We start from the raw sequence: 22,252 nt of genomic DNA, 5'->3' as shown, positions 1-22,252 counted from the left end.
CTGTAAAATAATGGGGTGTCTTATTCAAAGTTTGCTGTATTTTACACACTGTCTTTGATGCAATTATCTTGCCAAGATAATTGCATCAAAGTTTTGTATGAAAAGCTAACAATTAGGAGATTGATCACGACAAAGCCATTGCTTTTGATGTTTCGGCTCTGCGCGGTCGAATATGTGGCTGGTCTTCTTGTCTAGGAGTTTCTGCAACCTCTTGACGCCGCTTTGCTGTTGAGCGTTCAGGTAACTTTGGCGGTTGCGATAAGCTTTGCTGCTTTTGTAATTTTTTATCGGGATCGTTAAGCGGTTGATGATATTTTTGTTGCTCTTCCTGATGGTTTTGCACAATAGTTTCTCTTAACTGTTTTACAGTTTCAGCATAATCCTTAATGGCAGTACAAAGGGTAGGAAGATTTTCTTCAGCAGCTTTGCGTGCTCCGTTTTTTATGCCAAGGGTTTTTCTACCAGCAAGTGGCGCAAAAGATGAAGAATCCTTTTCAATTTGAAATACCAGCTCTTCTCCTATCTCTGGAATTTTTTGCATATCTTCTAGTCTATATTGCAAAATAAATGGATTATTATAAACAATTTGGCACCAATATTGGACTTCTCTTTGACCATATTGAACCGATGGATCTTGTTGAACTCTGCGGGCAATTTCCTGATTTGAGAGAGGCTTTATTTTCTTTTCTGAATTGAGTGGATTTTGCAAACGTTGATTTATGGACTCTTTCTCTTGTGTTTGTCGCTGGTGTTGTTGCTCTGTGTGAGAATCTTGTGAAATATTTTCACTTTTTGTATATTTTGAAGTATACACATAACCATTAATGGCAGCATATAGGGTAGGAAGAGTTTCTTCAGCTTGTTTGCGCGCATGATTTTTTATGCCAAGAACTTTTCTACCAGCAAGCTTAGAAATAGATTTAGGCTGTTCTGTAACATCCCATAAGAGCTGATCTCCCATATCGGGGTTTTCTTTGATTGCTTCTATTCTTTCATTTAAAATAAGTCGGTCGCCATAAACCTTTTCGGACAAAAAGCGTATTTCTTCTTGATAGGCTACGAGCAATAGCTCTCTTTCCATTGTATTAATAGATGTCTTTTGTCCGTGAGACGGTTTTGGTTGTTCAATTGCTGTGTGTGGAGAGGCAGTTTTTTGGACGACAGTATCGCTTTGTTTTCTGTTTTCCATACGGTGCGGTTTTCGTGAAGGAGGTATCGCATATGTTCCACTGTCTTGTGATGATGAACTGCTTTGTTGTCTGACTTTTATATGTGAGGGTGTTTTGGGTCTAACACTTGGGTCGTGTGTTTCCGGATTTTGGATTTTTGCACCGTTTTGCACTCTGTCTCTCATGCGTGGAGGCATTTGCGGAGTAGGCGTTGCATAGAGGTGTTCTTCCTCTTGAGCGACTGTTTTATTTTGTTCTCTATCTTTTGCACGCGGTGGTCTTTGTGGAGCCGCTTTTGTATGCGGAGAAGAGCTTTCTTGGTTTTTTGTGCTGTATTGTAGATTCTCTTTTACACGTGGTGGTTTGGGCGGAGCTACTTTTGTCTGTAGAGGAGGCATCTCTTGGGTTTTTGTGCTGGTTTGTGCTTTTTCTCTCATGCGTGGAGGCGTTTGCGCAGTAGGCGTTGCATAGAGGTGTTCTCCTTCTTGAGCGACTGTTTTATTTTGTTCTCTATCTTTTGCACGTGGTGGTCTTTGTGGAGCCACTTTTGTCTGTAGAGGAGGCGTCTCTTGGGTTTCAGGCTTTTGGATTTTAGCACTGGGGAGTATTGTGCTGGTTTGTACTGGGTTTTTCATGCGTGGGGGTGGTGGTGGAGCAACCTTTGAGTGATGTGACAAATTTTCTGGGTGTTTTGGTACAGATAGTTTTTGCGGTTTTTGAGAAACTTGGGGAGGGGGTGTTCTGGTGGGGGGGTGTTCTGCCTGTTGTTGAAATTTTTCCATCATTTCGCTGATAAAAGGGGAGGGGGTTCTTTTTTTCATGCATGTTCCTTTCAAACTCTTCCAATATTGTTTTTAAATATTATTTAAAAATGTATGTTGGTGTTTATGGTATTTTATGCTTTTTATTCGGCCTTTACGAGAGCGGATATGAAGCTGAATGGTCTCGCACGATTTGACTCTCTTGGTTCAGATCATAATCATTCTCTAAAGACTGTTTTCTCCAGTGTTTGTGGTAAGGGATGGGAAAATGAATTTTGTTTCAATTTTCTCTCTTTCTTGGCGCAAACACCTCTGTCCTCGTGTTACGCCAAGAGATTGGATTCACCATGAAAACTTATGTCTGTTTAGCTGGTAAAAGCCATTGCTTTTGGCGCGACAGTTTTGCGAGGACAAAAATCTATTTCTCTTTGTTGTTCAAGGGGTGTTGTTTCTTCATGCGTTATTGTTGAAGGGGCAAGGCGTTGAGCAGACTGTGAGATGCTTTGTTGTTGCTGCAAGTTTTGCGCTCTCTCAGAGGATTCATGGCGTTCTTGTTTTGTCTGCTGAGTTTTTAAAAGGCTCTCTCTTACTTGTGTTACAGCTGTTGCATAGTTGTCAGCGGCATCAATGAGGTGAGAAAGACCAGCTTCAGCATGTCTGCGCGCTTGATTTCTGAAGCCACATATATTGGTACCAGCGTACTTGTGAAAAGATTGAGGATTTCCGACAAGTTGCTCTGCGAGCTGTTCTATTGTTTCAGGATTTTGGAAAAGCGCTTCCACTTGTGATTGCAAAATGTTTGTGTTACCAAAAACAACTTTGCACCAATATTGGATTTGGGCATGGTGTCTTTTGACTGTTGAATGTTGGTGAATTTGGGTGGAAATTTCTGCTTCTGAAAGACTTTCTTTTTCCCTTTGAGAATGAGCTGGTTTTTGCAAAAGTTCAGTGACGGCTGCCTTTCCCATTAAACGTTCATAGTTTTTGAGTTCTTGCTCTGGAGATTGTAAGAGACTTTCTCTTGCCTGTTTTACAGCTTCTGTATAACAATCAAGGGTGACACAAAGGGTGGAGAAACTTTCTTCTGCTTGTCTGCGTGTTTGATTTTTGATGCCCAACAGGCTGGTGCCGGAAAGTTTAGCGATACTTTCAGGATATGCTGTCATGCGCCATGAGAGTTCTTCTCCTGCAGCAGGATTTCTTTGAATTTCCTGCATTTTTTCTTGCAAAATGTCGGGGTTGCCATAGGCATTTGCAGATAAACGCTGAATTTCTTCTTGATAGGTTCGAACCAATGAATGGTGTGGAAGCAATAGAATGATTTCTTCCTCTGAGAGAACTCTTATTGCCCTTTGTAGAGAAACTTGTGAAGTAACTGTTGTGTGTGTCGTTTCAGGTTGTTGCTGCCTTTTAGTAGAGCCGCTTCTTGTTAGAGGCGTTGTTGGATTTGTTGATGTATGTACAGTTTCTTCTCTTAAAAGAGAGAGTCTTTCCTCATCTTTTTCCGGTATCGTTGATAGTCTTTTGCGTTTGTTTTTTGAAGACGTTTCTTTAGGGAGAGGGGCTGCGCCTGATACTTCTGCTGCTGCTTTTTCATAGAGCTCTATAAGTTCTTGTATTGAAGGAGATGGAAAAGGGTGAGGGTGGTCTTTTTTCATGCATGTTTCCTTTCAAGAATTGTTTTAGAAAACCTCTTTGGTGCACACTCTCGCCCTTTATACTTTTATGGTTTTTATAAGAAGATATTAAAATTGAGTGGTCTCCAAAGATCTACGCTATTTATGATCATCGTAATGGAGCTTTGTGTCTTTTATACAGTTTTTTTGTGAAATTTTATCAATAAGTTATAGTAAATTACAGGATCCATTTTTAGGACTCTTTTTTGTAACATCTTAAAACAATTTTTGGCGCAACCGTAATGAAACGATTTGCGCCAAGAAACTCACTGAAAAAGAGATTAAACGAAAAATAACAACTATCGTCTTTATGCTTATATCCCCTTACATGGCATAAGCCATACCGTGTTTTTGTCGTTGTGGGCTGTGCTCTGGACTCTCCTGGTTTTGTCCTCTTGTGTGATGATGACGATGATGGTGTCTTTCAACTTGCTGAGAATTTTCTTGACGGCGTCTTTGCTCCGCTTGAGGGGTTTGGGATAACTTCTCTGTTGCGTTTTCTACAGCCTTTGTATAACCATCAATGGCATCAACGAGTGGTTTAAAACCTTCTTCAGCTGCTTTGCGTGCTTGATTTTTTAAGCCAAGTGCTTGGCGGCCAGCGAGTTTCCCAACGCTTTCCGGATTTTCAGCAAGTTGATCTGAAAGCTCTTTTCCTTTACTGGGATCTGTAAGTATTCCTTGCAAATGCGTCTGGAAAATATTGTCATTGCCATAAACGACCTTACCCCAGTGCACGATCTCTTCTGCATATGCTTGGACATGTGGATTTTTTAAAAGTATGACAGTTATTTGCTCAGATGTGAGGGAAGATGAAGGTCTTCCTCTTTGTTGTGAAGCAACCTCTGTATAGTTTGTTTCAGGATCTTCTCTTCTTTGATGATGGTGTCTACCTCTTGAAGGAGAAGCGCTGCTCACGGATGCGTATGTAACTTCAGCTTCGCGTTTTGGGGGAGCAACCTCTGTATAGTCTGTTTCAGGATCTTCTCTCCTTTGATGTTGGTGTCTAGCTCTTGGGGCAGCAGTGCTACTCACAGATGCATATAGAACTTCCTCTTCTGGGGTTGGTGTGCGCTGGTTTCCTCTGGTTGGTTTATTAACTGTTGCATAGAGGACTTCTGGATTTGCAGAAGGGTGTGGATGATGTTTTTTCATGCATGTTTCCTTTCAATATTTTTAGAAAACCTCTTTGGTGCATTCCCCACTTTTAGTTTTGATAACTTTTGTACAAAGGAAGATATCCAACTGAATGACCTCCAAAGATTTTGCGCTATTCAGGGGCAGTGTAATGGACCTTTATGTCTTTTATACAGTTTTTTTATGAAATTTTATCAATAAGTTATAATAAATTACAGGGCCCACTTTTAGAACTATTTTTTGTAATATTTTAAAACAACTCTTGGCGCAATCGCAATGAAACGATTTGCGCCAAGAAATTCAATGAAAAAGAAAAATTTATGTACTTTTATGGGGGCTTACTTACATGGCAAAAGCCATTCTTTTTTCGGCATGTCTTGGTCGTTGTGGACTGTGCTCTGGACTATTTTGTTCTTGTCCTCTTGTGTGATGACGACGATGATGGTGATGTCTGTGTTCTGGATCTCTTTCTGGACTTTCGTACTTTTGACCTCTTTCATGTTCATGTGTAAACTGTTTATGGAGCTTTTGTGTATTATGTATATGTCTCTCAAGAGCTGAGCAAAGGTGGGTAAACTCCTCTTCAGCTTCTCTGCGGCTTGGAGATTTTACACCAAGTATTTTGTGACCTGCAAGTTTACCAGCGCTTTGAGGATTTTCTGCAAGGTTCCATAAGATTTGTTCTGCATTTTGAGGATCATCAAGGATCTTCGCAAGTGGTCCATTCAAAGCATGCTCGTTACCATAAACAACTTTGCATCGCTCTTGGATTTCTCTTACACCATATTGAAAGCTTGTATTTTGTAAAAGCCTTGTTGTAACCACATCTTTTGTGGTTCTAGGAGGCGAGATTCTGCTTCCGCCAACGCCTTGGTAGATAGGATTTTCTAGCCGTTCGGACTCTTGTCCGCCTTCAGCCCCCATGCCAACCGTTGCATAGACAGATTCGAGTGATCTTTGGGGAAAGCGCCCACCACTTTCACTAACTTCAAGCTCTGCATAGATATGTTCTGGTTCATGGGGATGTCGTCCACCCTGTGCACCTCCACCAACTGTGTCGTAGGGGGACGTTTGCCAACCTTGCGCTTCCAGATCTGTTATTTTATAGGGATCTACGAGTCTGTTAGTCCGTCGCCCATCACTTGGTATCCCACCAAGTCTGTCATAGGGATTTCCTAGTGGTCTTTGGGGAGCATAGATTGTTTCTTCTGGTTGTTGAAGTGTATATTGTTGTGGGTTGCGCTGTTCTTTGGGTGGTTTATTAACCTTTGCGTAGAGCTCTTCTACACCAGAAGCTCCTAGATTTTGTTGGTCAAGTGGCTTTTGGGGAGCATAGACCGTTTCTGGTGGTTGTTGAAGTGTATATTGTTGTGGGTTGCGCTGTTCTTTAGGTTGTTTATTAACCTTTGCGTAGAGGTCTTCTACATTAGGAGCTCCTAGGTTTTGTTGGTCGACTTGTCGACTTAGTCTCTCTACATTGGTAGAAGCGGTTGGGTGACTTTTTTTCATGGCTGTTTCCTTTCAATATTTTTAGAAAACCTCTTTGGCTTTGGCGCATTCCTCACTTTTTGATAACTTCAAGACATAAGGAAGATATCGAATTGAATGACCTCCAAAGATTTCGCGCTATTCACATTGACATATAGTGGACATTTATGTCTTTTATACAGTTTTTTTATGAAATATTATCAATAAGTTATAGTAAATTACAGGATTCATTTTTAGGACTGTTTTTTGTAACATTTTAAAACAATTGGTGAGCGCAATGGAGGTAAAATGATTTGCGCCAAGAGTCTGCTGGAAGGCAAAAGTTCACGCGTTTTTAGCCGGTAAGAGCAAGCGATGAAGAGCGACTAACTTTCAAGCTGCGGGCTTGATATTGTGCTTCTTTTGTGTTCTCTACAGTATTTGCAATTTCTTTTGCTTTGCTTTCCGATGTTCCAAGGAGGCAAGCTAGTCTGGTATAATCTTTTTCTTGTATGGCTTTACGATCTTCTGAGGAGAGACGATTGTGTAGTTGGCGCGAAAAGTGATGGAGTTCTTGTCGCAATGAATGAGAATGCAATAAAGCTTCCTTTTGTTGTTCTCTTGGTAAGGCAAACAGGTTTTGTAAATTTTTTTTAGGTGTTTCGACAGTGTGGCTCAGACGATTTTGTTCTCTTTGATGTTGCTCTAAAATTTCTTCTTTTGTTTGTTGTGTTATTATGGCATAATTTTTAAGGGCTTGGCTGAGTTGTGGAGCAGTTTGTTCTGCTTGTCTGCGATTTGGACTTTTCATGCCAAGTATTTTTCTTCCTGAAAGTTTAGAAATGGATTGAGGGTTTTGTAAAATCTCATCGGCAAACTGATTTCCTAAGCTTGGATCTGCCATTAAGATATCCATTTTTGTCTTTAAGGCGCGGGCTTTACCATAAACGAGTTTTGATAAATTTTCGATTTGTTTTCGGCATGCTTCAACATAAGGATCATTTAAAGTTCTCGTGAATAACTTCTCATGGGTGAGAGGTGCTAATGTCTCTTTTGGGATCAGTGTTTCTTTTAAGCTTTGAACGTTGGTTTTTTGAAAGCAGAGGCGGGCACCGTTTTGTAATGTTTTGACGCGTTCTGGGGGGAGATCATCTTTGTGGCCAACGACGAAAGCACCTTCTACTTCCATAACAAAACCTTCTGCTGAAAAACCTCTAAAGATGCCGTCATAGGGGATCCCTTCTTTTGCGGCAACAACAATACGATTGTTAATTTCATCCAGTCCAGCATTTCTCATTTGGGAGATGAATTCTTTTAAAACAAGAGACTTTTGCGGATGCGTGATGTCTTCAAAAAGATCTTTCATCGGTTGGGGATTGCTATATTGCATGGCTTCAATACAAGCTGCTGTCATGCGTTCTTTTGTGATGAAAGAAAAGTCAATGGTATGTCCTGCTGCTTGTCCAAGTTTTTCCATAAACATTCGATTTACGCGCCCATTCCCTTTTCTGAAAGGATGCGCGTGCTCGAGCGCCATAAAAACTTCAGCGGCATTTTCAGCAAATTCTTGGCGTGATAAACCTCTTAAATTGTTCTTCTCGCTCAGTGTTTTTTCGAGTTGTTTTAGTTCTTTTTTTATTTGTGGACCAATAGCAAAAGGAACTTCATAACCTTTGGGACGCATTGCCGGCATATGTGCAGAGGTGCCGTCTTCAAATGTAAAGAATGTATCGCGGGTTTGTCCTGCCCATTCAAAAGTTTTGTGGAAGAGGCTCCAGTGGATTAATTTTAAATAAGTGGAATCAAATTTTTGTGGAAGTGGTTCATGGCGAAAATTGACGGCTTCTCTGGCGGTATCATGAGCACAGCGCTCATACAGTTTTTGGGAGTCTTTTATGCCATATTTATTTTTAAGTGTTAGGGTACCTTTATATAGATAATTTTGCTCTAACATATAATCTCTCCTAGGTAGGGTGGTGGTTGATAAGCGTCTTAAACGCTACATGTGAAAAATTCCCCTTCGCGTATTCTTTTGAGATTTTTGGTGTTATGATTGGTCGTATTTTTCCCTCAAGTGTATGAATGGTTGTATCAATCGTTTTGTGATACTTTTGAAATGTTTTTGGTGTGAGAAATGCTAAATGTTCTGTTGTGATTGTTTTCATGTATATTTTCTTTTTTCATTTACTTTTGGAAAGCTTTTCTGATGTTTCCTTATGTTTGTTATCTTGTACTGTAAAATACAGGTATTGAGGGCGCTGATATGAATCCCATGAGTGGCCAGAAAATGAATTTTCTACAAATTGACTTTGGATAAAACCTTTATTCTTTGAGGTGTAAGGAAGAGGTCAAAAAGAAAAATGCTGCTTAAAATTGTTGTTTTTTCCTTTAACAAAGTTGTTTGCAAGAGCGCTTTGATAAAGATCGTGGATACGGTGGATGCAATCGCCCTTGGTTTGCGAATGGTGTTGGTCCTTTTCATACACAGTACTCAGAGTGGTGAATTTATAGGCAAAAGCAGTTATCAAGTTTTTCTTCATGATGTTTTTCTTATTGCTTCATAAGAATATCTTGCCATACGGACATCTTGTTTATGTATGTTTAAAACAAAATGTTTTTTATTCTGTATTGTTGCTCTTATTGTATTGCGCTGCTGTAAGCTTCATAAGAGAGGAAACTCTTTCTTTGCTTAGGGAGAAAACTTTTTTCAGCGCTTTATCTTTAAAATAGAACACTTTATGATATCGTAAAGGGGGAAGCTTGTATAAGAATGATTTATTCATTTTGATGTATATCTTAAATGTTTTTGCGAAAAAACGATGTTCTTGAGTGTGGGTATTTTGAGAGTTCTTGTCTCAAAGATCAAATTTTTGTTTTTCTTGAGTCTTGATATTGGTGATTAGCTGTGTGAAATGTTTTGGTTGTTTGTAGGGAATAAATTATACACAAAAAGGCTTTGTAGGAATGTATTTACAGCCTTTCCCAAGTGGAGATGTTGGTTTAGTTATCGGTGGTTTGAGGAGAGGGTATTTTTATAAGACGATGGGCGCTGGTAAAACGATACACAAAATACAAAAAGAAAAAAACACAGATTTTTCTATCATGTTTTTCTTATGTGTGAGGAAGCGGTCAAAAACTTTTTGTTAACGGGCTTTTAAAAAACAGAAATGTATGTTGTTTCTGTGGTTGTTCTTTTCATAGTCAAGATCTCATAAGAGGAGGTTAGTTTTTCTTTTGTGGGGCAAAGCGGTTTTTTGCAGCTGCGGCTAACATTTCTTTTCTTCTGAAATAGATGGCGCGACCACATCGCAAAGGGGGGTGACCTTGCATAAGAATAATTTGTTCATCTTGACGCATTTCTTGAATTACCTCATGAGGTAAAATCAGAGCTCTTTGTTGGTAATTGACGTTGTATGAACTCTTTCCTAAAGATAAGCCTCTTGATTTGCTTGTTCCGGTTACTTCAACAGTCATTTGTCCACAGCGTTCTGAAATGTCTTTGGCAGTTTGGAAGTCTTTAATGGCAGCATAGCTGACAAAGGAGCAGCTTTCAAACCATGAACGTGCTCCAGCTTCTCCAAAGTGATTGACCAACTGACCAGAGGATTGATAAAAAAGCATTAAGGATATACCGTATTTACGCCCACGATCGCGCGCTTCTTCTAAAATATTCATATAGCCTAGAAGATCAACTTCATCTAGGACAAATAAAACACGCTTTTTATAGTTACCGTCTGCTGTAACCATGGCATTGAGAAAGGCGCCAATAATCACACGTCCAATAGCTGGATAACTGTTTAAAATACTTGCGGGGAGATTGAGAAAAACATCTGTATTGCCATTTGCAATATCTGAGGAAAAAAAATCATCTCCGCAGACGAGATCTGCGTAATTGGACAAAGAAAGCCATTGAGTGTCTTTGGATGCGGTTGTATAGACTCCTGAAAACGTTTGCTCTGCCATTTCTGTAAAAATACCAACCATTTCACGAATAAAAGGAGAAGGTGTTGTTTCTTGAATCATACGTAATTGATTAACAACAGCTGTTTCTGATTGAGAGAGAATGCCACGCAATGTTTTTAAATTGCGCTCGCTGTCTTCATATTCGTCAGAAAATATAACATGAGCAAGAAGAGCTGTTAACAGATTGTGAGCTTGTGTCGAGAAATATTCCGCTGAAGAATTGTCTGATTTTTTATCTGTAAGAAGCAACTTGGAAAAGCTTACAATATTCGCTTCGCGTTGTGTGCGTGGTACACTATCATCTAAAAGCCAATCGATGACATTAAAATTTTTTGTCAAAAATGAATTGGGATCGAGAACAATGACATTTCTATTTTCCATCTTTTGACGCGCAAATTTGACCATTGGGGCAACTTCTGTTGAAGGATCAAGACAAATAATAGACCCAGGATAGGTTAAACACGTGGGAACTACTGTACTTGTGGTTTTATAGCCACCAGAACCAGCAAAAAAGATCATATGGGTTGAACCAAAATCAAGATTAAAAGTTAGCAAAGGGGCTATCCCACCCTTTCCCCATGTTGTTTTATCGCCAGGTGCAAAGGGAATTTTGCACACATTGTCTTGATCAACACGGTATCTTTCACCCACAACAATTTGCCCATTGGCAGGAAAGATTTTTGCTGCCTCCCTTAAATTCATCCATGCGGATTCACCAAAAACACCTTTTTTTGCACGCTTGACCTTATTTTTAGGTGGAGAGGTTGTTACGAATTGAATGATGGAAAGAAAACCACCAATGATGATGCCAAAGACAATCATGGGGTCCATGAATTGAAGCGCATAGCTCCACGTTATTCCTTGTTGGCCAACATAGGGACTTAAACGTTTTATTTCACCACCAATGTAGTAAAGAGCGGTTGTTCCAAAAAAGACAACGGAGACAAAAGCGATTATTTTACGTAAGTGCAGTTTTTGCGAGAGACTATACAACAATGAAACAGCAGCCGTTAGTGCTAAGACTAATAAAGGCTCAGAACGAAGAGTCCAATAAATTTGATTGCTCTTTAGTCCATTTGTTATAAACAACAAAAAATGAGGAACAAGGAATATCGTTAAAGCACCTAAAGCGATCGGTGTTAAAATAAGCACCATTTGTGTTTTGGTATATTTCATTATATTCTACTTTCAATTCTATCAGAACATGCTGCGAAAAGCTCTTTTTTGAAAAAGCACCGATAACGCCAAACAGTTTTCATTTCTTCCTCCTTTTCAATGAAGGTGGAAGGTTTTATCTATTCTTAGCAGGCCATAGCGAATGCTTTGGAACGGTGCATTGTGCATACTTGTGCGTGCTGGTGTACTTCTTTGGTTTGCTTAATAATTTGTGTAATTTGTTTGGCTTTATTTTCTGATACACCAATGCTTTGAGCCAATGTTTTATACTCATTATTTTGGACTGCTTTATGTTCAGTTGCTGAGAGACGGCTATTAATGCTTTTTGCAAAGTTGGTAAGCTCTTTTTGAAGTAAAGGATTTTTTGCTAAAGCTTCTTGCTGTAATCCTTTTGGCAAGGCGAAGAGGTCTTGCAAGCTTTGACTGGGCGTTTCTACCGTTTTTGCACGGCGACTTTGTTCTGTTGCATGTTCTTGAGTAATTTCCTTCTCCGCATATTTTACAGCGTGCGTGAAATTTGCAACGGCAGTACAGAGCATCTCAAGATGATTTTTAGCGTTCGCACGTGCCTGATTTTGTAGTCCACATAAACTGAAACCTGCAAGATGAGAAATAGAGTGCGGTGTTCTTTCAATCTGGTTGGCGAGCTGTTGGCCTAAGCCTGGATTTTTGATGATCTCTACCATCTGTTTATCTAATGTTTTTGCACTACCATAAACAATTTTTGCCAATTGTTGGACCTGTTTTAGGCTTGTGTGGACGCAAGAATCTTCTGCAACCAGTTTGGCTTTTTCATTTTTTGTCAAAGGGGCTAATCTCTCTTCTGGAATGAGAATGCTTTCAAGCTCTTTTGTTTTGGGAACGCTAAAGGTAAATTTATCACCGGGTTTTAATGTTTTGAGTTGTTCTGGTGTGAGCTGTTCTTTATTGCCGATGATGTAAGCTCCTTTTACATTGCAGGCAAAGCTGTTAAGACCAGCACCTCTATAGGTGCCCGTGTAAGTTTTACCTTCCTTTGTTATCATCACAGGACGATCATTCACATTGCGTCCAAGTTCTTTCATGCTGCTCATGAATTCTTTTAAAAGAAGTATTTTATTGGGATTGGAGATATCCTCAAACAGATGTTGCATAGGTTCTAGATCACCATTTTCTGCTACAGCAACACTGGCGAGCATCATGCGTTCTTTTGTAACAAGTGAAAAATCAAGCTGATGCCCTGCTGCTTGAGCAAGATTTTCAAAAAAGACCCGTTGTGTGCGTCCATTGCCTTCTCTGAAAGGATGAAGTTGGTTAAGGGCGTTAAATAAGCTTATCGCTTCAGCGTTAAATTTCTCGCGCGTTAAGCCTTGCAAATTATCTTTTTCGGCAAGCGTTTGATCTAATTTTTGTAAACCGTCTTGGATTTCATCACCGAGTGCAAAAGGATTTTCCCATCCTGTTCTTTTCATTTCGGGCATGGCGGCTGTAGTGCCATCTTCAAATGTAAAGGGGAGGTGGCGAAGATGACCAGCCCATTCAAAGGTATTTTTAAACAACTGATAATGAATAGAGCATAGATAGGAGCTATCAAATTTTTCTGGTAGGGGGTCTTCACGCAGATTCACCATTGCTTTTGCTGTATCATGCGAGCATTTTTCCAGAAAGGATTTTAAGTTTTTTATTCCATATTTATTTTTGAGTGTTGTGGTGTTTGGATAGACATAATGATGGGGAGAAATTGTCTGCATATTTTTTGTTTTTGCTTTGGCTTTTGGCATTGTGTCCTCCTTATAATGTCGTGTTGTCCATCAGAGTGTTAAATTCCTCTAGTGAAATATTCCCCTTTGCGTATTCCTCTAAAATTTTCAGCGTTTTGGAATGTAGCGTTATGCCTTCTATTGCATGGGTGCTAATGGCTGCTTCAACGGCTTCACGGCGTTGTTTTAATTCTTCCACTGTCATCGATAAAAGATTTTCTCTGTTCTCTGTTGCTGTGGTTTTCATGCATTTTTCCTTTTATGTGCAATCGTTGCTTGAAAAGAGCCTTTGGCAGCCGGTGTGATCTTCTTTTAGTCTCCTCCAAAGATGTTTCGTTGTTTAAAGGGATCGTAATAAATTTCTGTGACCTTAAATTTTCCTTCAACTCGTTTGCATTGGATGATGATATCAATCATTGAAATCAACAGTCCTCGAATATCATCACGCTCTAAATCACCACCGCCTTCACTTTCCTTGACCAAAAGGGTCATTTGCTCAAAGGCTGCAAGGGCTGTTGAGGCATGAACTGTTGTAATGGAACCTGGATGACCTGAATTGACATTGCGGATATAATAAAAGGCTGTACCATCTCGAAGTTCTTGCAAAAGAATACGATCAGGACGCATGCGTAAAGATGATTCAAGCAATTCTTTGGGTCCAACAGTGGCTAAGCCCTGTCCATCTTTTGAATAGAACATCGAGACATGGTTCGGGTGTGGTATCACCAATTCTTGTGTATCTTCAATGGTGATAATACGCTCTTCTTGAGGAATTTTGGCGATTAATGCTTTTGATAATGTTGTTTTACCCGAACCAGTTTTTCCTGCAATTAAAATATTTTTTTGGCATTTTACAGCTTGATTTAAAAAGGAGACAAAGTCTTTATTACAGTAGGCATGAGCTAAGTTATGCTCGATAATTTTGAGTTCGTTAAAACGAGAAGGATAATCATTTAATGGCGTGAAAGATATCTGTTCACAGAGCGAGAAGAGGCCTTTATTTGCAAGCTCTTCGAGAGAAAAACTCTGCGATGATGGTTTACGAATTGTCATACTAATCGTGTCTTTTTCAACAGCTGGCGGAATGACAATTTGAATACGCTCATTACCTGGCAGAGTAGCTGATAATATTGGGTTTTTATCCGATATGTTTTGCTTGGAATAGGACGCGACAACTTTCGCAATCCCCATAAGCTCATTAAAAGAGAGAGCTGGTGCTTCTATAGTTTTCCATCCATCAAACCCTTCCGTCATTACTTTATAGGGACGATTGATAACAATTTCAAAAAGACTATCATCTTTCAAAAAAGCACTAATAGGTTCAAGTTTTGTGAGAACAATCGCAACTGTTTCATCATTCATGGTATGTAAATTTGAGTTCATTCTAAAGTTACCGCCGAATTTTTGTAAAAGTTTCTTGAAACAGCTCGATTGATAATTTGTTTTTTGTTTTCAATGACTTTCAATTTATAAACACTGGAAAAATCTAAATCGCGGGCAACAAAGATATTCACCATTTCCCCTTGGTTTTTGGATAATGTTGGAGGAATATTGGCGTAATTTTCTACGAGAATGTTTGCGACGTTTTGTCCTGAAGAGATTGTTTCAGTTTCTTCTTTTTCCTGGTTTTTTGATAAACGTTTATTGGCATAGTTTGTCGCATCTTTTATCAGTGATACAAGAAGTGCAGCCCCAATCCTCTCGAGCCAATGGTTATCAATATCTCCATCTATACCAGAACGTCCTAAACTGTCTGTTGCAGGTGAAGCTAAGGATATAATGATACCATTGGGGGTTTTTGCTCTATTCCATAGCACGAAGAGACGTGTTTGACCTTTTTTCAATCCGGCGCGATATTCACCAACAATTTGGGTGCCTTTATCAAGAAGGACAACACGACCATTGTCTGATAAGATATCTCTGGAGACAATACAACTGGCAAAACCTTGTTGATCACTGTTGATGGCTGTTTCTAAAATACAAGGGATAGAAGTTCCCATCGCGATGATGTAGTTTCGATTGCCGAGGGTTGAAGCACGAATACCTTCAAGCACTGTGGGTTTGAGAAGATGATTAAAACGTTGCGTCGTTTCATCAGGTTTGCTTTCAAGTTGGTGAGGCAAAGCAGCATTATTTGTTTGTGAATCTATTTTGCCTTGTTGTGTACTGGCATAAGCTAATACAGGAGCACGTTGTGCTGCTTCCAGCAGTGAGTTATCAGAATTTAATTGATTGATGTTTGGTGTTGGTAGCTCGACTTTTGGCAATAGAGCGTTATTTCGTTGGGGTTGTTCAAAGGGGGGAGGGGTAGGCTTTGCAGGGCGAAAAAGCTCTGTTTGTTTTATAACTGTTCCTTCTTTTGAAGATTCAATTGGTTGTTTTTTGTCTGTAACAAGTGTTGAATAGGCTAAATAAAGACAGACACTGAAAAGAATAATAAGAGCAATAGCTTTCCCCACATTATTCTGTTGACTTTTCCCTTGAGCATTTTTTATGGTATTGCGATCATTAATGCTTTTTTCATCCACGGTGTTATTCATGGCTGCTTCCTAGGTTCATTTTACGTTGTACAGATGGTGATGTCGTACCTGTTTCAGGGTTAATTCCTTCTGGTACGAACCTTTTATTAAAGATGCACAATACTTCATTCCCACGCCGTAGCGTGAATTGTGCAGCTGTTGCGTGAACAATAACCTTGTTGCCTTTAATCGATTTGGGAATAAGCGCTTCTTGCCCATCAGGCGATACAATGTAAATGGCAGGGATTTCAATGTTGCCTAAAAAAGTAAAGGTTGTTGTTTTCCCATTATCATAGACAGAAGCAGGTTCAATGAGGGATGAGCCTTGGGCTTCATAAGCCCAATTGCGTGGTCCAAAATCTTCATGGATATTTAAAATATCATTGACAAAGTTTTCTTCACGTTGTTTTGCTTTCTCTATTTCGGCTAATTTTTTACGCAAGGCTTCATCTTCTGGATAACGAAACTTTACCAAGAAATACGTCTCATTGCCGGCTGAAACATCGCCTTCACGGACTTGCAGCTCGAATTGATAAGAGCGTTGTGTGCCATCTTGGCGGCTTGTGACAATTTGTAAATTGGTCACAGGTTGGACTTCACGTGGCTTGAGAAAAACAAAGTGACCAGCCGGCGCAACTTGCCAAGCAACGGAATTTCCAATTCCTACATAGGTCACGTTTTCATCATCGGCAAATTCCAGCTGAACTGAAGAGCGAATGGAGCCAATGATTTGTACAACGTTGTAAGGGTCATAATTGACAAATCTGATGCGGTTATCTTTACGTGCACTGACAGGCGCTGTTTCCGCAAATGAGAGGACTGTGTGAAAGCTGAGAGTGATCGTAAAAATTAAAAAGATTGTTTGTAAAAGTCTGATCATTTTATCACCTCTGGATCAGATCTATATTCCGATACTTGAAAACCAAGTGGGTTGATAAGACGGTCAGACGTTGAAATATGTGCGTTTACGTAGGAAAAATTTAAGATTGAAACCCAATGGGAAATATTTTCTTTTTCATTAAAGTCTCTGACCGTTTTATAGTAACGAACTTGGATAAGATCTTTGCTTATAAAAGAGATTGATTTGATTGTGACCGTAGCAATCATATTATGATAAATATTTTGCGGACTTTCTGGATTATTGCCCGCATACCATTTTGCAAAACGGTTTTGTTCTTTTGGAGAAGATAAAAGAGAAACTAAGCGAAAATTGTTTTCTGCTTCTGATGCTTGAAAACCTTCACGCGCACGAACATATTGGCTGGCAAAATAACGCGTTATCGCTTCATCATAGTCGTTAGGGGATTCTTTTAGGGCGCTTACAGTATCAATAATGCCTGTTGAGTTATCCACGCGGATAACAAAAGGCTCTACCGTTTTCAAAGGCGTTAAAGCTGCGACAGCTAAAGCCAGCGCAATCGTCATCAATCCAAAAAGCACTGTTAAAGCCATGGAAACTTTCATCCGCACGCGCATGCTATGCATGCGATCAATGTCAAATGACCGCGCTTCTTTTATGTATTCTTCAAGGGCATCACTTTTCACGCATAACCTCCACAGTTTTATCAGATAGTGCTTCATGAATAACCGGCTTTAATAAAGCTGTATTGAGTGCCAAATTGGCTGATGCTTTTTCATTTTCCAAAGTATTGAGAATGATGGGAATGGTAACAGGCTTTATGCTATTTTCTGGGTGGACAACGTTTTTATTGTCCCAATTCCACTTATCTTTATTTAAAGCACGTGTATGTTTGCCATTACAGCGTGGTGGTTTTTTAGGGCCACTCAAAGAGGCGCAACCAGTAAGAGCGATTGTTAGGACCATAACAAAAGTTATTTTTCGTTTCATTTTTTGAACTCACAAATATCTTGGAATACAATGCATGAGAGCCTTTATTCGGAACACTTTTACAAGTTTATGTGATGCAAGATTTTGATTGTTTTGTTGTAAGACCCAAGATGTTAGGTCTTATCTGGAACAGGATCATGGTGCATGCGCCAAAGGGCGCACGCAAGGAAAAAACAAAAATGCTTATTCTTTTAAAGAGGTGCTTTATCTTAAAACCGACCACGACTACCTCCAGATCTTCCTGCTTTTGCCGCCGCACCTGCCGCACCTTTAGAAGCGTTACCGGCAGCTCCTGCGATTTGTAAAGTGGCACTTTTTATTGCGTTACCACTCGTTCTTGCACTATTGGCAAGCATTGTGAAAACCTGTCCTCCTGAAGAAACACCAGCATTAAAGTATGGTCCGCCAGAGGACAGCGCTGTTGCAATACCTGGAAGCGCACGGAAGATAATAACCCCTATGATCGAAATGACGATGACAGGGGGGAAAAGAACGTAAATTGATTCATATGAAACTTTGAGAACCTGTAGGATAACTTGACATATAATTGTTCCAAGCATGATCACGAGAACTTGTAAAATGGTAAAATTGATCAAAGTTGTAATCCATGCATCGGTGTATTTTCGTGTGGCATTGAACAAATACAAACTAATGAATAGAGGCCCAAGACCTATAATCATGACGAGTGCAACTTGTGCAAACATTTGCACAATAAAACCACCTATACAAAAAAGAATAACGGCTAAAAGCATGATAGAACCAAGAAGACCCACAATGATCTTTTCAAAAAACCAAGCATTGTATAAGACCTCTTGATAGCGCGAACTTGCTTTTAACAAAATATAATCAAAAACATTGGAGCTTGCAGGATTGCTGTTAAGCGCATTCCCAATAGCATTGGATAAATCATTGAAGAAAATATCCTTGACATAAGTATTAAATGTATCTGCATTCGTTGCCATTGTTGTTACAACAACGATTTTAACAACATTATTGAGAAGACTATGCATAGAAAGTGCAACGCGACCCGTCATAACATTATAGCCATAAAGAAAGATAAAAATGATTGCGGCGAGATTTAAGGGCGCTGAAATAGCAGAAGATAGCCCACTCACCGTTGTGTCCATCACATTATCTAAGGGGTTTAAAATATACCCAGAAACGCTTTCAAAGGGAGAAAAACTAAAGTCTGACATTTGTACGCGTACTTTCAAGTTTTTCTTTTAATTGTTTTTCTTTTTCTTTTAATTGTGCTTCAAGATGTTTATGCTTTTGTTGTTCCTTTTCTTCACGCATTTCGTCTTTTGTTTTCGTATCTCTTGCCTGAATCATATCAAGAGACTGAAGTTTTAAAGAAGCCACTTGAATATCCGCTTGAAGAAGAGAAAGTTTTACTTGAAGCTCTTGTCGAAGGACTTGCAATTCTTCGGGTTTTGTGTCTGATTTTGATTTAATATTTTCAAGTTGTTGACTTATTGCTTTAATTTTTTTTGCAGTATCTGTTGCAGTCTTATAAACGGTTTCAGCTGTTTCTGATTTTGCAGCATCTAATTTTTGTGTATTCTCGAGTGCTTGTTTATAATATTCATCGGCATCGGGTGTCGTTTGTGATATTGCATGAGAAATAAAAGAAAAAGATAACAGTGTAACTAAGCCATATTTTTTCATTGATTTTTTCTCCTTTGATAAAATATGGGCAGCCATTTGTTTGGGGCAGCTCCATATTCGTTGATAATTTCATTCATGAGTTCAATGTTTTTTGTTGTGCCGCTTAAAACGGCGATCTCATCATTCATTCCACGTAAGTTAAGTTCTGCAACGACGGAACTTTGTCCTTGTTTGATGAGAAAACGGCGAGATTCTCTGCTTAACTCTGACTGTATCAGTTCAAATTCACGCTCAGTAAGTTTGAAAGCTTCGACATAATCATTGTAATTTGCTTTTTGATTTGGAAAAAATATTTGGGTAGGGCATTGCTCAATAATTGTGTGCGCGATTGTTGAGTTCAAAGCATCTTTAGGGCTTTGTGTTGCAAAGAGCATCATGCCATTTTGTTTACGGATTGTTTTTAGCCGATCTTGCGCAAAAGCTTTGAATGAATCATCTTCCAAAGCTTTCCAGAATTCATCAATGACAATAATGATGCGTCGCCCATCAATCAAATCAAGAATACGGTGAAAGAGATACATCATTAAGGGGCGCCGAATTTCTTCATTGTCTAAGAAATCGGTCATGTCATATCCAATGAACTGGGCATTTAAATTGAGATCATCTTGATCATTATCAAAAACCCACCCTAAATCATTGCCTCTAATCCAGCGTTGTAGCCGTATGGCAATCCCTTCTTTGGATGTGTTGTCAAAAAACAGTTGAAGGGCACCAAGAGAGCGCTGTGTTGGGGGTAAGTTTTCTAAGGCATCGATGGCTTTGGCGATATCTTGTCGCTCTTCTTCTGTTACGATTTGCCCTTCAGCGGTCACCAGCTTTAAGATCCAATTACGAAGAAAGATCTTATTTTTTTCAGTGTATTCCATGCCCTTTAAGGGAGCAATACCCGTTGGTTGCCCATTTTTTAAAGGTTTATATTTCCCTCCTCCAGCTCGTACAAAGATCTCTGCTCCTTGATCTTTGTCAAAAAAAACCATTGTTGGATTGTGCTTTTGTAATTGTGCAAGAAGAAAATTGACAATCACTGTTTTACCAGATCCCGATGGACCACAAACAAACGTGTTGCCAAGATCGCCATAATGAAAATTAAAATAGTAAGGTGAACCAGCCTGTGTTTTTAGTAATGCGACAGCAGCGCCCCAAACATTATCATTCAGTTTGCCAACGGGGAAAGAATGGAAGGGCGATAAAGCGGCAAAATTTCTGCTGGTAATGGCGCCTGAACGCGCACGATAGCTAAAGTTTCCAGGAAGCTGTGCCCACCATGCTGCCTCCAATCCTAGATCTTCTCTGGCAATCACGGCTCCGCCATTGGTTAAATGGGCCCGTGCTTTTGATAAGTTCTCAGTCAATATTTTGGGATGATCAGCAAAAACAGCTAAAGAAATGTGATGTTCACCCAAAACAAAACGGTTTGATTCTAAATCATCTAACGCTTCATCTAGTGCATCAATTTGTGAGCTAGCACGATCAGCCGCATTGATCATTTGATTTTGTTTGCGGCTCATAATCACACTGGCGGCCGCCTTACTTTTAAAGACAAAGGATTGTGTTAAAATGAATTCAAATGGTACTGTAAGCAGACCATCGGTCATACCAGGGCGTGTTTTAGAAGGGTATTCTTTCCATCCAAACATACCAGCAAAGCGTTCATTGCTTTCATGGCGAATTTCGATAATTTCTTTCCCAAAAATAACACGATCCGAGTAAATCGTTGAAGCAATAGTTCCAAAGGTGAGAGGAATACGTTCACGTCTTCCCCCCACTAGCTGGTGGAGAAATTCACTTTGTTCGGAAAATAAGATACCTTCATGTTCATAGATTGATAGCAGACGGACTTCATATTCTTCCAAACCTTGCATAAGATCTTGACTTAACTCTTCGAGTTTACGAATAGCTTCCTCATCGGGTTCAGATTGTGTTTTCTTCGCTTTGCTCAAGCGCTGAAAAAATGAAACCAGCTTTTCTGTTTTATCCGCTGCCGGATTCCAAAGCAGTGAAATAAATAGATCATTTCTATACAGTTCTTGCGAAACCATTTTCTTTTTATATTTTTCATCTAATGTTGTTGCAAAAGATGAAAGAAAATGACCTTCTGGGTATATCGTTTCACGGCGGCGGATGATGTGGGAATATAAAGCAACCCGTTCATCTGCGATATTTTTTAAAAGGGTGTTTAATTGGTTGTGTAAAGAATTTAATTGATCAATATCCGCAGTGTCAAAATTTATACCCTCAAGAGCCATCACAACCATTAAACAGCGTGAATTTAAAGCAATGACATGTTGGTTGATGTAGCGTATATAGGGAATATATTCTTCAGGTAAAGTTTCCCGTTTCATTATTGACATCTGTTTCACCAGCTTCGTTCCTTCAGCTTAGTTCCTTATAAGTGCGGATAAGGCGCAGGGGGGAGGTTGAACCTCCTCCCCATCGGTTGAGGTTTTTTTGTTTTCCTCGGGTATTGAGCCATGCAAATAATACGCGAAATTGGTTGTGGTCATACTTTGTCACCTCTCGCAAAATAAAGTGTATACCGATCCCAAGACCAAACATGGTAAAATCACTCGTTAAAATGAAAAGAATGGATGTCGCCATAACATTGAGCGCCATCGCTTCCATTGTAACACCAGCAAACATGGCTGGGCGCGTACAGGCAAGGAAAAGAGTATCTTCGTTCATTTATGCTGTGCTCGCTAATTTACCGACAAGAGCGGGAGCACCAAAAACAATAGCAATCCCCAGAACACAGTAAGCTGCTTTGCGTAAATCAATAAAGCCGTACATCCAGCCAATACCCACAGCAGCAACACATATAATTGCAATAAGCTTTGCCGTTGGACCCGTCATCATTGCGACAATGTTACCTAAAACACCATCAAGATTTCCGAAACCACCTCCACTAGCAGCAGGAGCAGCATAAGAAAGATCAGATACAAAAACTGCCGTAAAAAGCAGCATGGTTACGATAAAAATGATGTTTTGGAATCTATTATCTGTCATTTTACCTCTCTTTAACAAATAATATTTGTTCATATGTCGACATTCCATTGCCTCTAAGAAACTGAAGAATGCTGTCATTTGATGACAGTTAAATTTTCCTCATTTATTTGTTTTAAAAGCCTTGA

General features: G+C 39.5%; 20 protein-coding genes. 1 reads left to right on the top strand and 19 read right to left on the bottom strand.

Going from position 1 to position 22,252, the window contains the following annotated elements; translation table 11 throughout:
• Positions 1 to 124: 124 nt before the first annotated feature.
• From PVV60_RS05450 to PVV60_RS05425, 6 genes are all read right to left on the bottom strand, one after another.
• On the bottom strand, positions 125 to 1,990 hold the full coding sequence (locus PVV60_RS05450) for a BID domain-containing T4SS effector (RefSeq protein ID WP_273723701.1): 1,866 nt from the start codon (positions 1,988 to 1,990) through the stop codon (positions 125 to 127).
• Positions 1,991 to 2,295: 305 nt separating this feature from the next.
• Complete coding sequence (locus PVV60_RS05445; protein ID WP_273723700.1) at positions 2,296 to 3,588, bottom strand: BID domain-containing T4SS effector; 1,293 nt, start codon at positions 3,586 to 3,588, stop codon at positions 2,296 to 2,298.
• 342 nt (positions 3,589 to 3,930) lie between these two features.
• Positions 3,931 to 4,761 carry a BID domain-containing T4SS effector gene (locus PVV60_RS05440; RefSeq protein ID WP_273723699.1) on the bottom strand — a complete coding sequence of 277 codons (831 nt, stop codon included), beginning with the start codon at positions 4,759 to 4,761 and terminating at the stop codon, positions 3,931 to 3,933.
• A gap of 324 nt (positions 4,762 to 5,085) precedes the next feature.
• A complete protein-coding gene (locus PVV60_RS05435; RefSeq protein WP_273723698.1) occupies positions 5,086 to 6,252 on the bottom strand; it encodes a BID domain-containing T4SS effector in 1,167 nt (388 codons plus the stop codon).
• A 313-nt stretch (positions 6,253 to 6,565) separates the two neighbouring features.
• Complete coding sequence (locus PVV60_RS05430; protein ID WP_273723697.1) at positions 6,566 to 8,164, bottom strand: BID domain-containing T4SS effector; 1,599 nt, start codon at positions 8,162 to 8,164, stop codon at positions 6,566 to 6,568.
• Between the two features lie 10 nt (positions 8,165 to 8,174).
• Positions 8,175 to 8,375: a hypothetical protein gene (locus PVV60_RS05425; RefSeq protein ID WP_273723696.1), complete on the bottom strand. Its 201-nt coding sequence runs from the start codon at positions 8,373 to 8,375 to the stop codon at positions 8,175 to 8,177.
• A 249-nt stretch (positions 8,376 to 8,624) separates the two neighbouring features.
• Between PVV60_RS05425 and PVV60_RS05420 the strand changes: the two genes are divergently transcribed.
• Positions 8,625 to 8,774: a hypothetical protein gene (locus tag PVV60_RS05420; RefSeq protein ID WP_273723695.1), complete on the top strand. Its 150-nt coding sequence runs from the start codon at positions 8,625 to 8,627 to the stop codon at positions 8,772 to 8,774.
• Between the two features lie 658 nt (positions 8,775 to 9,432).
• On the opposite strand, the gene traG is transcribed toward PVV60_RS05420, so the two are convergent.
• The 13 genes from traG to PVV60_RS05355 all read right to left on the bottom strand — a co-directional run bounded on the left by traG (position 9,433) and on the right by PVV60_RS05355 (position 22,127).
• A complete protein-coding gene (gene traG / locus PVV60_RS05415; RefSeq protein ID WP_273723694.1) occupies positions 9,433 to 11,349 on the bottom strand; it encodes a Ti-type conjugative transfer system protein TraG in 1,917 nt (638 codons plus the stop codon).
• A 125-nt stretch (positions 11,350 to 11,474) separates the two neighbouring features.
• The gene (locus PVV60_RS05410) at positions 11,475 to 13,109 is read right to left on the bottom strand and encodes a BID domain-containing T4SS effector (protein ID WP_273723693.1); all 1,635 of its coding nucleotides are present in this window, start codon (positions 13,107 to 13,109) and stop codon (positions 11,475 to 11,477) included.
• A 10-nt stretch (positions 13,110 to 13,119) separates the two neighbouring features.
• A complete protein-coding gene (locus PVV60_RS05405) occupies positions 13,120 to 13,335 on the bottom strand; it encodes an antitoxin VbhA family protein (protein WP_273723692.1) in 216 nt (71 codons plus the stop codon).
• Positions 13,336 to 13,400: 65 nt separating this feature from the next.
• A complete protein-coding gene (gene virB11 / locus PVV60_RS05400) occupies positions 13,401 to 14,471 on the bottom strand; it encodes a P-type DNA transfer ATPase VirB11 (RefSeq protein ID WP_273723691.1) in 1,071 nt (356 codons plus the stop codon).
• Positions 14,468 to 15,628 carry a type IV secretion system protein VirB10 gene (virB10, locus tag PVV60_RS05395; RefSeq protein WP_273723690.1) on the bottom strand — a complete coding sequence of 387 codons (1,161 nt, stop codon included), beginning with the start codon at positions 15,626 to 15,628 and terminating at the stop codon, positions 14,468 to 14,470. The genes virB11 and virB10 overlap by 4 nt, the downstream gene beginning before the upstream one ends.
• Positions 15,621 to 16,487 (bottom strand): P-type conjugative transfer protein VirB9, encoded by an 867-nt coding sequence (gene virB9 / locus PVV60_RS05390; RefSeq protein WP_273723689.1) that lies wholly within the window; start codon positions 16,485 to 16,487, stop codon positions 15,621 to 15,623. The genes virB10 and virB9 overlap by 8 nt, the downstream gene beginning before the upstream one ends.
• Positions 16,484 to 17,188, bottom strand: coding sequence for a virB8 family protein (locus tag PVV60_RS05385; RefSeq protein WP_273723688.1), 705 nt, complete (start codon positions 17,186 to 17,188; stop codon positions 16,484 to 16,486). Before PVV60_RS05385 ends, virB9 begins: the two co-directional genes overlap by 4 nt.
• Positions 17,142 to 17,456 carry a type IV secretion system protein VirB7 gene (locus PVV60_RS05380; RefSeq protein ID WP_273723687.1) on the bottom strand — a complete coding sequence of 105 codons (315 nt, stop codon included), beginning with the start codon at positions 17,454 to 17,456 and terminating at the stop codon, positions 17,142 to 17,144. Before PVV60_RS05380 ends, PVV60_RS05385 begins: the two co-directional genes overlap by 47 nt.
• Before the next feature lie 209 nt (positions 17,457 to 17,665).
• On the bottom strand, positions 17,666 to 18,652 hold the full coding sequence (locus tag PVV60_RS05375) for a type IV secretion system protein (RefSeq protein ID WP_273723713.1): 987 nt from the start codon (positions 18,650 to 18,652) through the stop codon (positions 17,666 to 17,668).
• The gene (locus PVV60_RS05370; RefSeq protein ID WP_273723686.1) at positions 18,639 to 19,124 is read right to left on the bottom strand and encodes a type IV secretion system protein VirB5; all 486 of its coding nucleotides are present in this window, start codon (positions 19,122 to 19,124) and stop codon (positions 18,639 to 18,641) included. The genes PVV60_RS05375 and PVV60_RS05370 overlap by 14 nt, the downstream gene beginning before the upstream one ends.
• Positions 19,121 to 21,475 carry a VirB4 family type IV secretion/conjugal transfer ATPase gene (locus tag PVV60_RS05365; protein ID WP_273723685.1) on the bottom strand — a complete coding sequence of 785 codons (2,355 nt, stop codon included), beginning with the start codon at positions 21,473 to 21,475 and terminating at the stop codon, positions 19,121 to 19,123. The genes PVV60_RS05370 and PVV60_RS05365 overlap by 4 nt, the downstream gene beginning before the upstream one ends.
• Before the next feature lie 22 nt (positions 21,476 to 21,497).
• Positions 21,498 to 21,806, bottom strand: coding sequence for a type IV secretion system protein VirB3 (locus tag PVV60_RS05360; RefSeq protein ID WP_273723684.1), 309 nt, complete (start codon positions 21,804 to 21,806; stop codon positions 21,498 to 21,500).
• The gene (locus PVV60_RS05355) at positions 21,807 to 22,127 is read right to left on the bottom strand and encodes a TrbC/VirB2 family protein (protein WP_273723683.1); all 321 of its coding nucleotides are present in this window, start codon (positions 22,125 to 22,127) and stop codon (positions 21,807 to 21,809) included.
• Positions 22,128 to 22,252: the final 125 nt, after the last annotated feature.

Source organism: Bartonella sp. AU18XJBT, assembly GCF_028618595.1.
Classification (GTDB): domain Bacteria; phylum Pseudomonadota; class Alphaproteobacteria; order Rhizobiales; family Rhizobiaceae; genus Bartonella.
The sequence above is the reverse complement of the archived record's forward strand: the minus strand, read 5'-3'. Positions and strand labels throughout refer to the sequence as shown.